Origin of the sequence: Spirillospora sp. CA-128828 (assembly GCF_050945415.1) — a bacterium.
Lineage (GTDB): Bacteria > Actinomycetota > Actinomycetes > Streptosporangiales > Streptosporangiaceae > Spirillospora.
Map to the genome: position 1 here is coordinate 777,203 of NZ_CP191986.1, position 13,413 is coordinate 790,615.

14 protein-coding genes are annotated in these 13,413 nt (G+C 71.1%); 7 read left to right on the forward strand and 7 right to left on the reverse strand.

Annotated elements, in window-relative coordinates; all coding sequences use genetic code 11:
- The first annotated feature begins 95 nt into the window (after positions 1 to 95).
- A complete protein-coding gene (locus ACQPXG_RS04115) occupies positions 96 to 1,430 on the forward strand; it encodes an MFS transporter (RefSeq protein ID WP_433466266.1) in 1,335 nt (444 codons plus the stop codon).
- Here the strand turns inward: ACQPXG_RS04115 and ACQPXG_RS04120 are convergent.
- Positions 1,427 to 1,741 (reverse strand): PspC domain-containing protein, encoded by a 315-nt coding sequence (locus ACQPXG_RS04120; RefSeq protein WP_433466267.1) that lies wholly within the window; start codon positions 1,739 to 1,741, stop codon positions 1,427 to 1,429. The two genes, ACQPXG_RS04115 and ACQPXG_RS04120, sit on opposite strands and share 4 nt — an antisense overlap.
- Positions 1,742 to 1,972: 231 nt before the next feature.
- Between ACQPXG_RS04120 and ACQPXG_RS04125 the strand changes: the two genes are divergently transcribed.
- Positions 1,973 to 2,992 (forward strand): aspartate-semialdehyde dehydrogenase, encoded by a 1,020-nt coding sequence (locus tag ACQPXG_RS04125; RefSeq protein WP_433466268.1) that lies wholly within the window; start codon positions 1,973 to 1,975, stop codon positions 2,990 to 2,992.
- A 9-nt stretch (positions 2,993 to 3,001) separates the two neighbouring features.
- Here the strand turns inward: ACQPXG_RS04125 and ACQPXG_RS04130 are convergent, their stop codons facing one another.
- The 4 genes from ACQPXG_RS04130 to ACQPXG_RS04145 form a co-directional block, all read right to left on the reverse strand.
- Complete coding sequence (locus ACQPXG_RS04130) at positions 3,002 to 3,220, reverse strand: DUF2277 domain-containing protein (protein WP_433466269.1); 219 nt, start codon at positions 3,218 to 3,220, stop codon at positions 3,002 to 3,004.
- 301 nt (positions 3,221 to 3,521) lie between these two features.
- A complete protein-coding gene (locus tag ACQPXG_RS04135) occupies positions 3,522 to 4,505 on the reverse strand; it encodes a M28 family metallopeptidase (protein ID WP_433466270.1) in 984 nt (327 codons plus the stop codon).
- An 81-nt stretch (positions 4,506 to 4,586) separates the two neighbouring features.
- On the reverse strand, positions 4,587 to 6,137 hold the full coding sequence (locus ACQPXG_RS04140) for a M4 family metallopeptidase (protein ID WP_433466271.1): 1,551 nt from the start codon (positions 6,135 to 6,137) through the stop codon (positions 4,587 to 4,589).
- Positions 6,138 to 6,453: 316 nt separating this feature from the next.
- Positions 6,454 to 7,482, reverse strand: a complete 1,029-nt coding sequence (locus tag ACQPXG_RS04145; RefSeq protein ID WP_433466272.1) for an alpha/beta hydrolase-fold protein — start codon at positions 7,480 to 7,482, stop codon at positions 6,454 to 6,456.
- A 131-nt stretch (positions 7,483 to 7,613) separates the two neighbouring features.
- Here ACQPXG_RS04145 and ACQPXG_RS04150 point away from each other — a divergent pair, with 131 nt between their 5' ends.
- The 4 genes from ACQPXG_RS04150 (at position 7,614) to ACQPXG_RS04165 (ending at position 9,740) form a co-directional block, all read left to right on the forward strand.
- Positions 7,614 to 8,345 (forward strand): isocitrate lyase/PEP mutase family protein, encoded by a 732-nt coding sequence (locus ACQPXG_RS04150; RefSeq protein WP_433466273.1) that lies wholly within the window; start codon positions 7,614 to 7,616, stop codon positions 8,343 to 8,345.
- A gap of 105 nt (positions 8,346 to 8,450) precedes the next feature.
- Positions 8,451 to 9,275, forward strand: coding sequence for an oxygenase MpaB family protein (locus ACQPXG_RS04155; RefSeq protein WP_433466274.1), 825 nt, complete (start codon positions 8,451 to 8,453; stop codon positions 9,273 to 9,275).
- A gap of 157 nt (positions 9,276 to 9,432) precedes the next feature.
- On the forward strand, positions 9,433 to 9,573 hold the full coding sequence (locus tag ACQPXG_RS04160) for a hypothetical protein (RefSeq protein ID WP_433466275.1): 141 nt from the start codon (positions 9,433 to 9,435) through the stop codon (positions 9,571 to 9,573).
- Positions 9,574 to 9,596: 23 nt separating this feature from the next.
- Complete coding sequence (locus tag ACQPXG_RS04165; protein ID WP_433466276.1) at positions 9,597 to 9,740, forward strand: hypothetical protein; 144 nt, start codon at positions 9,597 to 9,599, stop codon at positions 9,738 to 9,740.
- A 112-nt stretch (positions 9,741 to 9,852) separates the two neighbouring features.
- Here ACQPXG_RS04165 and ACQPXG_RS04170 read toward each other — a convergent pair whose 3' ends face one another.
- Positions 9,853 to 10,980: a cytochrome P450 gene (locus ACQPXG_RS04170; protein WP_433466277.1), complete on the reverse strand. Its 1,128-nt coding sequence runs from the start codon at positions 10,978 to 10,980 to the stop codon at positions 9,853 to 9,855.
- Between the two features lie 188 nt (positions 10,981 to 11,168).
- On the opposite strand from ACQPXG_RS04170, the gene ACQPXG_RS04175 reads away from it, so the two are divergent.
- Positions 11,169 to 11,981 carry an SAM-dependent methyltransferase gene (locus ACQPXG_RS04175; protein WP_433466278.1) on the forward strand — a complete coding sequence of 271 codons (813 nt, stop codon included), beginning with the start codon at positions 11,169 to 11,171 and terminating at the stop codon, positions 11,979 to 11,981.
- Position 11,982: 1 nt separating this feature from the next.
- Here the strand turns inward: ACQPXG_RS04175 and ACQPXG_RS04180 are convergent, their stop codons facing one another.
- Positions 11,983 to 13,407 (reverse strand): pyridoxal phosphate-dependent decarboxylase family protein, encoded by a 1,425-nt coding sequence (locus ACQPXG_RS04180; RefSeq protein ID WP_433466279.1) that lies wholly within the window; start codon positions 13,405 to 13,407, stop codon positions 11,983 to 11,985.
- Positions 13,408 to 13,413 lie beyond the last annotated feature (6 nt).

A 13,413-nucleotide genomic window follows, 5' to 3' on the forward strand; every position in this document is an offset into this window, starting at 1 on the left:
TCCGGGAAATGCGCACTGTAGGTCACGCGACTGCCACACAGCGTGAGTTAATAGGGGAGGGCGCCCGGCATCGGGTGGGCTGAACTGGAGCGTGCGTGGCGGGAAGGCAGACCGGCCGGCATCGTCGTCCGCCGGAGGAACAGGCGACCTACCGCGAGGTGTTCGCGGTCGGAGAGTTCCGTGCCATCTGGCTGGCCCAGGCGCTGTCGTTCATCGGGGACCAGCTGGCGCAGGTCGCCCTGGCCGTCCTGGTGTACGACCACACGAGGTCCACGCTGCTGACCGCGCTGGTGTACGCCCTGACCTACATCCCGCCGATCGTGGGCGGGCCGGTGCTGTCCGGGCTCGCCGACCTCTTCCCCCGCCGGACGGTCATGGTCGTCTGCGACGTCCTGCGGGCGGGTCTGGTGGCGCTGATGGCGGTGGTGCCGATGCCCGTCGGGGTGCTGTCGATCCTGGTGTTCCTGACCGTCCTGTTCGGGACGCCGTTCTCCGCCGCCCGCGCGGCCGTCATGCCGGACGTCCTGGAGGGCGACCGCTACGTGGCGGGCTCGGCGATCGCGAACGTCACCCATCAGATCACCCAGGTCCTCGGGTTCCTCGCGGGCGGCGCGGCCGTCGCCGTCGTCGGGACGTACGAGGCGCTCGCCCTGGACGCGCTGACGTTCGGCGCGTCCGCCGTCATCCTCATCGGCGGGCTGAAACGGCGGCCCGCGCCGAGACTGAGGGAACGCGAGTCGCTCGGGCTGTGGCGCGGGACGAGGGACGGCGCCCGGCTGGTGTTCGGCGATCCGGTGCTGCGGTCGCTGGTGCTGTTCGCGTGGCTGTGCGCCTTCTACGTGATCCCCGAGGGCCTGGCCGTCCCGTACGCGGCGACGTTCGGCGGCGGCGCGGTGACGGCCGGGCTGCTGCTGGCGGCGATGCCGGCGGGGATGGTGGTCGGGGCGCTGCTGTTCAGCCGGTTCGTCCGCCCGGCGAACCGGCTGCACGCCATGGGGTGGATGTCGATGCTCGCGTGCCTGCCGCTGGTGGCCGCGGGCGCGCACCCGCCGCTGTGGTGGGTCGTCGGGCTGTGGGCGCTGTCGGGCGTCGGCGGCGCCTACCAGCTGGCGGCCAACACCGCGTTCGTGGCCGCCGTGCCGGCGTCCGGGCGGGGGCAGGCGTTCGGGCTCGCCCAGTCCGGCATCCTCGCCGGACAGGGCGCGGGCATCCTCGTCGGCGGCGCCGCGGCCCAGGTCCTCGGGCCGGAGACGGTGGTGGCGCTCGCCGGGGTCCTCGGGCTGTCGGCCGCCGCGATGCTGACGCTGTGCTGGAACCAGGTCCGCGGCGGCGTCATCGCCGGGTCGCGTGAGCGCGTCGAGCCCGTCGTCGTCACCCCGTCCTCCACGGGCGGCGACGAGCTGTCCGGCATCGGGCGCTCGGCGTCCTAGGCGTGGGTGCGGTTCTTGTTGACCGCGTCCTTCGTCTTCTTGACCGCGTCCTGGACGCCCGGGGAGTCGCTCGCCTTCTTGAACAGGTCCTCGGCGACCGACTTCGGCGCACCCTCCTCGGGTATCAGCAGCCAGGCGATCGCGTAGAGCGCGACGCCGGCGCCGCCGAAGACGGTGAACACGGCGAGGCCGAGCCTGACGAGGTTGGCGTCGATACCGAGGTACCGCCCGGCGCCGGAGCAGACGCCGGCGATCATCCGGCCTTCGTGCGTACGGCGTAGCTGCTTGCTGGTGCTCTTCTCCATGTCCATGTCTCGATGATGCCCAGTGGCGGTGAACTCTGACATCCGGATTCGCCCTGATTCGCCCCTGAGTGCACCCCTGGTCGCTCAGGGTGCGCCCCCGACGAAGGCGGGCGGCGCCGCGGCCGGCGGCGTTCGGTTAAGGAGCGCTTGAACCCTCCACGTAGGGTTATTGATTGGACGTCCTGCACCGGACCTGGGCAGACTCGCCCGGTCCAGCGATCTACCAGAGGGAGCGGCATGAGAGTCGGCATCGTCGGGGCCACCGGACAGGTCGGGGCCAAGATGCTCGAAATCCTGGCCGAACGCGGATTCCCGGTCGACGAGCTTCGGCTGTTCGCCTCGGCACGTTCGGCGGGGCGCAGGCTCCCGTGGGACGGCACCGAGATCACCGTCGAGGACGCGGAGGCCGCCGACTACTCCGGTCTCGACATCGTGCTGTTCTCCGCGGGCAAGACCACGTCCAAGGCGCTGGCCCCGAAGGTCGCCGCCGCCGGCGCGGTCGTGATCGACAACTCCTCGGGCTGGCGGATGGACCCGGACGTCCCGCTGGTCGTCGCCGAGGTCAACCCGCACGCCGCGGTGAACCGTCCCATGGGCATCATCGCGAACCCGAACTGCACCACGATGGCCGCCATGCCGGTGCTGCGCCCCCTGCACACCGAGGCCGGGCTGACCGCCCTCGTCGTCTCCACCTACCAGGCCGTGTCCGGCAGCGGGCTCGCCGGCGTCGCCGAACTGCACGACCAGGCGGCCAAGACCGTCCAGAGCGCCGACAGGCTGACCCACTCCGGCACGGCCGTCGAGTTCCCCGAGCCGTCCGTCTACGTGCGGCCGATCGCGTTCAACGTGCTGCCGATGGCCGGCTCGATCGTCGACGACGGCCTCGCCGAGACCGACGAGGAGCAGAAGCTCCGCAACGAGAGCCGCAAGATCCTGGAGATCCCGGACCTGAAGGTGTCCGGCACCTGCGTGCGCGTCCCGGTCTTCACCGGTCACTCGCTGCAGGTCAACGCCCGGTTCGAGCGTCCAGTCAGCCCCGAGCGGGCCAGCGAGCTCCTCTCCGGCGCGCCCGGCGTCGTCCTGTCGGACGTCCCGACCCCGCTCCAGGCCGCCGGCCAGGACCCCACCTACGTGGGCCGCATCCGCCGCGACGAGACCGTCGAGAACGGCCTCGCCCTCTTCTGCTCCGGCGACAACCTCCGCAAGGGCGCCGCCCTCAACACCGTCCAGATCGCCGAGATCGTGGCCGCCGAGTAGAACGCCGGCCTAGCGCGCCCGCCCTCCTCGCACCTCCAGGGATCCGAGGAGGGCGGCCGTGCTCCGGGCGATCTCCTCGACCGCCCGCTCGAACGCCTCCGCGTTGTGCGACGCGGGCGCCCGGAACCCGGAGATCTTCCGAACGTACTGAAGCGCGGCGGCCCGCACGTCCTCGTCGGTCACGTCGTCTGCGTACGGCGCGCGAAGCGTCTTGATACTGCGGCACATACCCCCATTGTGACCCCGCCCTCCGACAACCCCCGGGTCGCGCGGAGTTTCGCCCCCCGGCACCGACGGAGAGGAAGGTGCCGGGGGGCGGGCGGGGGGCGGGGACCCCGCGGGCGGTGCACGGTCCGGGCCGAGATTCGTCCCGTGCGCCGCCGGTGGTCAGCCCTGGGGGTGGGGGTGGAGGGCTGCCCACGAGTGCATCGCGGCGGGCGGCGGGGTGTCAACGAATCCATCCGCCACTGGATTTTCAATTGTGTGAACGGGGTCGTGGAAAACCCTGAAAGCCGCCGCTGAGCCGCGGCTACGGCCCCTGTGCGCCGGCGTTGCCGCCGAGCGTCCAGACGGCGTGCGCGATGGCGTCGGCGTTGCGGTCCAGCGCGGTGTCGTTGATGTTGGACGTCGTGTCGCAGGACGAGTGGTAGCAGCGGTCGAACGCGACGCCGGCCTGGCCGCCCCACAGCTGTGCCTGCTGGGTGGTCTTGCGTCCCTCGGCGCCGGTGAACAGCCCGCCGGCGGCGATGCCGCGCCGGATGAAGGGGCCGTAGTCGGAGCGTCCGTCGAACGCCGTGTCCTGTACCGGGACGTTGATCGTCTGGAAGTAGGCGCGGAGCACCTGCTCGATCTCGGCGGACCCGGCCGGGCCGCCGCTCCCGCTGGAGCCGTCGCCGTCGTAGGCGAAGTAGCCCGGGTTCGGGGAGCCGACCATGTCGAAGTTCAGATAGCTCTTGATCTTCGATCGTTCGGTGGACGAGAGGTTGTTGACGTAGTTGGTCGATCCGACGAGGCCGAGTTCCTCGGCGCCCCACCAGCCGAACCGCAGGTGCCGTTGGGGCCGGTAGTTCTGCCGGGCGACGGTGAGCGCGACCTCCAGGTTGGCGGCCGAGCCGGAGCCGTTGTCGTTGATGCCGGGCCCGGCCCTGACGCTGTCGAGGTGCGCGCCGGTCATCAGGACGTTGCCGGTGTCGCCGCCCGGCCAGTCGGCGATGAGGTTGTAGCCGGTGGCGCCGTTGTAGGTGAACGACTGGACGCTGGTCTGGTAGCCGGCGGCGTCCAGCCTGCCCTTCACGTAGTCGATCGAGGCGCGGAAGCCGGGACGGCCGTGGGCGCGGTTGCCGCCGTTGCCGGTCGCGATGCTCTGCAGCTGGGACAGGTGCGCCTTGACGTTCGTGAGCGAGATGTCGGGTGTGGCCAGCGTGGCCGGGGCGGCGGACGCGCCGCCCGTGGGAAGGAGTGCGGACACCACCAGGGCCGCCGCACCCAAGGTCGCCGTCGTGCGCGATCTCATGCGGGTCTCCAGAGGGAAGGTGCGGCCCGCGACGGGGGAGCGGGCCCCGTCGCGGGCCGCGGGCGGGGGGCGGTCAGGACCTCACGTGCAGGACGCCTCACCGCTCTGCGCGGGGACGCTGATGGCGCTCCAGGCGGCCTTCACCGCGTTGCACTCGGTGGCGGAGCCGGGGAACAGCTGCCGTGCCGCGTTGACCGTCTCGATGCGGGCGCGGGCGTGGCTCCAGTTCGTGACCTTGCGGCTCAGCCCGCCCATGAAGATCTGGCCGGCCTTCTGGACACCGATGCCGGTGACGGTCGAGCCGTTGCACGTCGGGCTGCTCGGCTTGCCGCCGCCCGGGTTCGACCCCTCGGCCAGCAGGTAGAACCAGTGGTTCTGCGGGCCGGCGGCCGCGTGCACCTCGGTGCGCGGGATCGAGGACGAGTAGCAGTTCGGGTCGCCGAGCGCGGACGGGTTGTACATGTTGCGGATCGGCCCGGACCCGACCAGGTCGACCTCCTCGCCCACCAGGTAGTCCGGCGGGTCGAGGTTCGCGGGCTCGTTCATGTAGTGCTCGGTCAGCGCGCCGAAGATGTCGCCGGCCGACTCGTTCATGCCGCCCTTCTCGTTGCCGTTGCCGCCGCTGTCACCGCCGGGCGTTGTGCTGAAGACCGCGTGGCCGTTCTCGTGGCCGACGACGTCCACCGATGTCGCCTGCTTGGTGCCGGCCTGGTTGTGGCCGAAGTTGGTGTAGCTGCCGTTCCAGTACGCGTTCGCCTGGTTCAGCCCGACGCGGAGGGGGAATCCGCCGCCGCTGCCGTTGATGCCGTTGCGCCCCAGCCAGGCGCGCAGCATGTCCCATTCCTTCTGGACGGCATAGAGGGCGTCGACGCAGGCGGTCTCCAGGTTGGTGCCGCTGGCGTTGCCCCACGCGCTGTCGCTGCCGGTGTAGGTAGAGCCGTTCTGGCCGCCGCAGCGGATGCCGGAGCGGCTCGGGTCGCTCATGGACGTCGCGGCGGTGCTGAGGTCGACGGGCCCGTGGTAGTAGCTCCGGTCGTCGGCCGCGTCCCGGACCTCGTCCCAGGTCGTCACGACCTCGCCCGACTTGGCGTCGACGAGCACGTGCAGCTTCGTCGGGGCGTTCTTGCGGGTGCCGCTGACGACGGTCTCGTAGACGAGGCGTCCCGACCCCTCGGCCAGCACCGTCAGCCGGGGAGCGGTCGCGCCGTCGATCGTCGACACGCGGGCGCGCGAGGTCTTCGCGGCCTTCGCGGCGCTGATCGTCGCCGTGGTCGACACGTCGAGCTTCTTGGTCTGGTTGACGGACGTGCCCAGCACTCCGCCGTTCGCGTCGGTGGTGACGACGAAGTCGCCGCCGTAGACGGGCAGGCCGTCGTAGGTGCGCTCATAGGCGACGTACTGGAGGCCGCGCAGGCCGGACGTGACCCCGCGCCGGACGATCCGGTCCTTGGGGGACATCTTCAACGCCGCGGGTGCGGCGGAGACCATGCCGTCGGCCGAGGCGGCGGCGACGGTGCGCGGGTCCGGCTTCGCGGGGGCGGTGCGGGGTGACGCGGCAGTGGCGGGGGACGACATCGCCACGGCGAGGCCGGCGGACAGCGCCGCCGCCCCGATCGCGGTCTGGTGTCTCACGGGGGTGCTCCTTCCACGTGCCGGGCGGGGGAGGGGAGTGGCGCGTGGAGGTCCTTGTGGGAGCACTCCGCGGCCGCCGCCCGCCCGGCGGGGGTTGGGATGGGGGACTCATCCGGATGAGCTGACCCGAAGTGCACTCTGAATTGTGAAAGGTGTCAATAAATCCATTTGGTACTGGATTTTCAAGTTTTGTCGCGCTGTCAATGGAACCACTGGAAAGACGTGCCGGCCAGCGCGAACGGGCCGGGCCGGTCACGCCGGCCCGGCCCGTCCGGTCGGGAACCATCGCCGCCCGGCGTGCGTCCGGGCTCCGGTCTCAGGGGGCGATCTTGCGGCAGAGCCAGGCGAGCGCGAGCGGATAGCGGTAGTCGATGCCGCCGTGACCGGCCTCGAACAGCTCGAAGCGGATCGCGTCCGCGTCGACCCCGGCGTCGAGGAGAGCCTGCTGGAACGCCTGCGCGCCGATGTCGAGGTACCACTCGTCGTGCGTCCCGCCGTCGATCCAGATCGCCCGCTGCGACCGCATCGCCGCGGCGTGCTCCAGCACCATCCGGACCGGGTCCCAGGCGAGCCAGCGCTCCCAGACGTCCTGCCGGAGCACGCCGGTGACCGGGTCGAACGGCAGCTCCGGGGTGCCGTCCTCGCGCGCGGAGTAGCAGAGCGCCATCCCGAGGATGTTGAGCAGGTCCATGTCCTCCGGCTTGGTGAACGACGTGCGCGAGGTGAAGTCGTTCCACCAGCGCCCGATGTCGCCGTCGTACTTGCGCAGGTGCCGGACGCACTTCGGGAACTCGGTCAGGTAGCAGTACTCGAACAGGGCGTCCCCGGCGTGCGTCGCGAGCGCGCCGAACAGGTCGGGGCGCAGCATCGGCGTGATCATGGCGCCGTAGCCGCCGCTGGACTTGCCGCTGATCGCGCGGTGCCCGGGCGCGTCGAGCGTCCGGTAGCGGGCGTCGACCCACGGGACGATCTCGTCGCAGATGTAGGAGTGGTAGCGGCCCGTGCCGGGCGAGTCGACGTACTGGCTGCCGCCGTGCGCGGTCCACGCGTCCACGAACACCACGATCGCGGGCGGGGCCTCGCCGTTCGCGAACACCGCGTCGGCCGTCTCGGGGAACGGCTGCCGGTAGGGCATCCGGTTCCGCCAGATCCCGGCGTGCCCGGTGAACCCGGTGATCACGTACACGCTGGGGTAGCGGCGGTCCGGCTCGTCGTCGTAGCCGGGCGGGACGTACACCAGGACCGGCCGCTCGTGCGGGTCCTTCAGCGGGTTGCCGCGCAGCAGCTCGCTGCTCACGATGTGCTCTTCGAGGCGTCCGGCGAGCTCGGTGGACCACGGCAGCATACGCACTCCCTCATCGCGGGTGGATGATCAACTTGACGCTAACCCATGCCCGCGGCGGGTAGCACTCGCGTGGGCGGTGTCACTTTCCGGTGGTTCGAGTGGTCTGAATGACGACGCGAAGGAGATCGACCATGAGCGAGAACGCACAACGCCTGCGTGCCCTGCACCGTCCCGGTGACCCGCTGCTGCTGCCGAACGTCTGGGACGTGGCCAGCGCGAAGATCGTGGAGGAGGCGGGGTTCCCCGCGCTCGCCACCGCGAGCGCCGCCGTGTCCGCCATGCTCGGCTACCCCGACCACGAGGGGGCGCCCGCCGAGGAGATGTTCGCCGCGGCCGAGCGGGTCGTCCGCGGCGCGACCGTCCCCGTCACCGTGGACGCCGAGGCCGGGTACGGGCTGCAGCCCGCCGAGCTGGTCGAGCGGCTGCTCGCCATCGGCGCGGCCGGCTGCAACCTGGAGGACACCTACGCCGGTGAGCTCGCCGAGCCCGAGACCCAGGCCGAGTTCCTCGCCGCCGTCCGGGAGGCCGCGGGCGACGCCCTGGTGATCAACGCCCGGGTGGACACGTTCATCGCCAAGACGCCGGACCCGGTGGACGCCGCGATCGCCCGCGGCCGGCTGTACTTCGAGGCCGGCGCCGACTGCGTGTATCCGATCACCGCGCCGCCGGACGCCGTCCCGTCCCTGGTCAAAGGCCTCCCGGGGCCGATCAACGCGAACAACTTCCCGGGCACCTCGCCGGCGGAGCTGGCGGAGATGGGCGTCGCCCGCGTCTCCTACGGCCCGATGCCCTACCTGCGGGCCCTGGACGCGCTGAAGGAGTTCGCCGGCCGCGTCAAGGAGCGGTCCGATCCCTATGCCTGATGCCGGCGTGTGAGGGTGCCCACGCGCGGGCACCCTTGCAAGCATTCACTTACACTGGCACGCTGAGACGAAATTCGCTTCTTCGTCTCGGAAAGTGAGGCCGGTATGACAGCGACCGCGGAGGAGGCGCCCCCGAGGGTCGTCCTCGACTCGATCAGCGGCCTCGCGCTCGCCGCCGCCGCGTCGAACGTCATCATGCAGCTCTCCCGGCTCCCGATCGGGCACGGCGTCGCCGAGAGCACGGTCGACAGTGGCAGGGTCGACAAGCACCCGATCAAGCGGACCCGCACGACCCTCAGCTACATCGCCGTCTCCATGCTGGGCAGCGAGTCCGAGCGGCTCGCGATGCGCAATGAGGTCAACCGTGCCCACCGGCACGTCCGCGCGAAGGAACCCGTCCCGTACAACGCCTTCGACCGCGACCTCCAGCTCTGGGTCGCCGCCTGCCTCTACCAGGGCATCGAGATGATCTACACCGTGCTCTACGGGGAGCCGTCCGAAGCGCAGGCCGCCGAGATGTACCGGTACGGCGCCCGCTTCGGCACCACCCTCCAGGTCACCGAGGACATGTGGCCGGCCGACCGCGACGCCTTCGAGGACTACTGGCAGGCCGGCCTCGCGAAGATCGAGATGGACGACGTCACCCGCACCTACCTGCGCGACCTCACCGAACTGCGGCTCTTCCCGGCCCCGCTCCGCTGGACGTTCGGCCGGTCGCACCGGTTCCTGACCCTCGGCTTCCTGCCCCAGCCGTTCCGCGAGGAGCTCGGCTATCCCTGGACGCCGCGCGACCAGGCCCGCTTCGACCGTTTCACCCGCCTCCTGGCGCTGGCCAACCGCGCCCTCCCGCGCCCGGCCCGCGAGTTCCCCTTCAACCTCTACCTCCACGACGTCCGGCGCCGTATCAGGAAGAACCGCCCGATCGTCTGACGGCCCCGCCCGTGAACCAAAGGCGCGACCGGCGGCGTGGGAGGAACAGGTGCTCCCGGCCCTGCGGCGAGCCGAACATCGCCGCCGCGTCATGTCCCACACCAGGGACGTGAACCAGTTTGTGCACGTCGCGATGTGCTTTGTGGCGGAGGTAGCGATGGTAGAACTCGCCGCGTTCCCGCCGCGTCCGCCCCTGGGCCTCGGCAGCCGGATGGGCCTCCAGGAGGGCAGCCCCGGGGTCTGCGTCCTCTTCACCGAGGAGGTAGATCACGTCCCGCTCGATGTAGCGGTCGAGTAGTCGCCGGCGTTCCGGAGCGCCCCATGGACGACTACGAGGAGGTCGTCGCCTACAGCGTCGGGGTGATCGAGCCGTCCGCGTTCACCTGCGTGCCTGTTCGGGTGAAGGAGATTCATGACCGTGGGTGGGTCTGGTCGTCGCCCCCTCCACGGGCAGGACGCTGGTGAGTGAACCTGGGGCGCCGGCCGACCAGCTCATGGTGTTGCTGGCCGCGCTGATCAGCCGGCTGGACGAGATCGTCCAGTATCGTCCCTGACGGTGTCCGCCCGTGGTGGACGGTCAGCGGCGGGCGGTGATGCGGGTGGGGAGGGACGCGAAGCCGCGGTCGTTCGAGGAGCGGACTCGCTTGGCGTTCTCGATGTCGATCTCGTAGTCGGCGACGATGTTCGCGATCTCGCCGAGCGCGATCCGGGCCTCCAGGCGGCCGAGGTTCGCGCCCAGGCAGTGGTGGCGGCCGTTGCCGAACGCGAGGGACGAACCCGTGTCGCGGTCGAGGTCGAAGCGCTCCGGGGCCGGGAACACGTCCGGGTCGTGGTTGGCGGCGCCGACGAGCAGCAGGATCCGCGCGTCCGCCGGGATCGTCACGCCGTGCAGTTCGACGTCCTCGGTGGTGGTGCGGGCGAGCGCCTGGGTCGGCGGGTCCCAGCGCAGGGTCTCCTCGATCCAGTCCTCGACGCGTCCGCCGAACGCCTTCGCCCGCTGGTCCGGGTGCCGCCAGGCGGCATGCCAGGCGTTGCCGAGCGTCAGCATCGTCGTCTCGATGCCGGCGCCGACGAGCAGGATCAGCACGCCGACGATCTCCTCCGGGGTGAGCCGGTCCGCGCCCTCGGCGGCGTCCAGCAGGCCGGACAGCAGGTCGTCCCGGCGCTCCCTGGACCGCTCGACCGTCAGCTCGGTGTAGTAGCCGACGAGCGCGCCGATCGCCTGCAGCGCCTCCGGGGGCAGGTCGCCGCCCGCCTCGTCCCGGTACATGATCGCCATGCCGAGGTCGCGGACCCTGTCGCGGTCGGACTCGGGGACGCCGACCAGCTCGGAGATCACGTCCGTGGGGAAGCGGGCCGCGAAGTCGGTCATCAGGTCGAACGAGTCGCCGTCCAGATGTGGCCGCAGGCAGTCGCGCGCGATCTCGCGGAGCCGCGGCTCCAGCGCCTGGACGCGCTTCTGCGTGAACGCCCGCGCCACCAGGCCGCGCATCCGGGTGTGCTTCGGCGGGTCCATCGCGACGAACGAGAAGAACCTCTCCGCGTCCGGGCCCCAGAACGCGGGCTCGATCCGCAGGCCGTTCCGGCTGGAGAACCGGTCCGAATCCTTCAGCGCCGCGAGGACGTCGGCATGCCGCGACAACGCCCAGAAGTCGTCATTTTCGTTCCGGTGAACCGGTGACTTCTCGCGCAGTTCCGAATACACCGGGTAAGGGTCGTCCTGAATCGCAAAGTCGAACGGACTGTAGAAGAGATCCACATTCGCAACCATTCCACAAAGGACGCCGTTCTGGGGCACTCTTGGGATGCGACGCCGGTGTCGGCGCTGCACAATGGGGCATTGTGATCTTCTCTCCGCCGCGGGGGCGCGGCGGGCAACGAAACGAGGGCGCCGTGGACGAGTCCGTTCCTCCGGGGATCGACCCGACGAAGGCGCATCCGTCCCGCCGGTACAACTACTGGCTCGGCGGCAAGGACAATTTCGCCGCGGACCGGGCGTCGGCGGAGGTGGTCGCGTCCGCCTTCCCCACCGTCTACCTCTCCGCGCGGGAGAACCGCGCGTTCCTCAAGCGCGCGGTGAGGCATCTGGCGGGCGAGGCCGGGATCCGCCAGTTCCTCGACATCGGCACCGGGCTCCCCTCGGCCGGCAACGTGCACGAGGTGGCGCAGGCGATCGACCCCGCGTCCCGCATCGTCTATGTCGACAACGATCCGGTGGTCCTCGTGCATGCCCGGGCCCTGCTGACGAGCGAACCCGAGGGCAGGACCGCCTACATCGAGGCCGACCTGCGCGACCCGGACAAGATCCTCGCGAACCCGGACCTGACGCGCACGCTCGACCTCACGCGACCCGTGGCGCTGATGGTGGTCGCGACGATGCACTTCATCGTCGATGACGACGACCCGTACGGCATCGTCTCCCGGCTCCTGTCGGCGCTGCCCTCAGGCAGCCACCTCGTCATGACCCACGCGACCGGCGACTACCTCACGCCCGAGCAGTACGCGGAGAGCGTGGAGGCGAACAACCGCAGCGGCGTGCCGTTCCGGCTCCGCTCCCGGGACGAGTTCGCGCGCTTCTTCGACGGCCTGGAGGTGCTTCCGCCGGGCTTGACCTCGGTCGTCGAGTGGCGTCCCGAGGTGCCGCCGGAGGGGCGTCCCCCGATCGAGGACGTCTCCATGAACTGCGCCGTCGCCCGCGTTCCCTGACTCATTTGCGCGCTTCGTTCGCGGCCCGGACGAGCTCCTCGACGTCCTGGAGCGTGGTGCGGTGACTGATCACGCAGGCGCGGAGGGCGGCGCGCCCGTCCAGCCGGACCGGGCTGATCCACGCGCGCCCGCCGCCGACGACCTTCCGGGCGAGCGCGTCGTGGTGCTCCCACGTCCCGGTGCCGGGATCGGCAAAGCAGACGACGGGGAGCGGGGTGTCGTTGAGGATGTCCCAGCCGGTCCCGGCGAGCCGTTCGCGGAGGACATCGGCCAAGTCGGCATCGCGTTCGAGTTGCTCGGCGTAGCCCTCGCGGCCTGCTACGGCGAGGCTGAGGAACAACTTCAAGCCCATGAACCGGCGCGACCACTGCTGGCTGGACGTGTACGGGTCGACGGTGTCGGGGACGTCGGCCGGCATGTAGGACGTGGTGACCCGGAACGTCTCCGCCAGTCCCTCGGCGTCGGTGGTGAGCAGCGCCCCCGCGCCCATGGGGACGCTCAGCCACTTGTGCGCGTCCACGGTGATCGAGTCGGCGCGTCCGATGCCGTCCAGGGCCGGCCGGAGCCGGTCGGACAGTGCCGCCGCACCCCCGTAGGCGGCGTCCACGTGCAGGCGGAGGCCGGAGTCGCGGCACAGGTCGGCCAGCGCGTGCAGCGGGTCGATCACACCGGCGGCCGTGGTCCCGGCCGTCCCGACGACCAGGAACGGAAGGTCGCCGTCCGCGCAGTCGGCCGCCACCTGCTCGATCAGCCGCCCGGTGTCGATCCGCAGGTCACGGCCCGCCGGGACGAGCCGGACGGCGTCCCGCCCGATGCCCGTCGCGTGCGCGATCTTCAGCCAGGCCAGATGGCTCTCCGCCGACGCGTACATGACCGGGCGTCCCGGCAGCGCCCGCAGCCCCCGCTCGCCGTACTCGGGCCAGGTCCTGGTGAGCGCCAGCAGCACCGCCGTCAGGTTCGCCTCCGCGCCGCCGCTAGTGAACGACCCGGCGACGGTCCCGGGCGGGTAGCCGAGCCGTCCGCCCAGGAAACGCAGCAGGTGAGCCTCGATCTCCGCGGCCGCCGGAGCGTGTGACCAGGCGGCCATCTGGGGGTTGAAGGCCGCGGCCAGTGTTTCGCCGACCACCCCCATCAGCGTCGGTGTCGGATTGAAGAGCCCGAAATACCGCGGATGCGTCGTGTGGACGGTGGTCGCCCGCAGCAGTTCCGCCACGTCATCGATCACATCCGCGGGCGCGGCCGGACGGTCGAAGCCGTACGCGCCGATCGCGGCCCTCAGTGCGCGCACGTCCACGGGCGCGCTCACGGTACGTCCGGCGATCCGTTCGCGCTCGCCGTCGAGCAGGTCGATGACGTGCCGCCACACCTGTTCGACCGCAGGTCCGGGCGGGTCGAAGGAGGCTCGTCCAACGGGGAAGTCGTCCATGCCCCG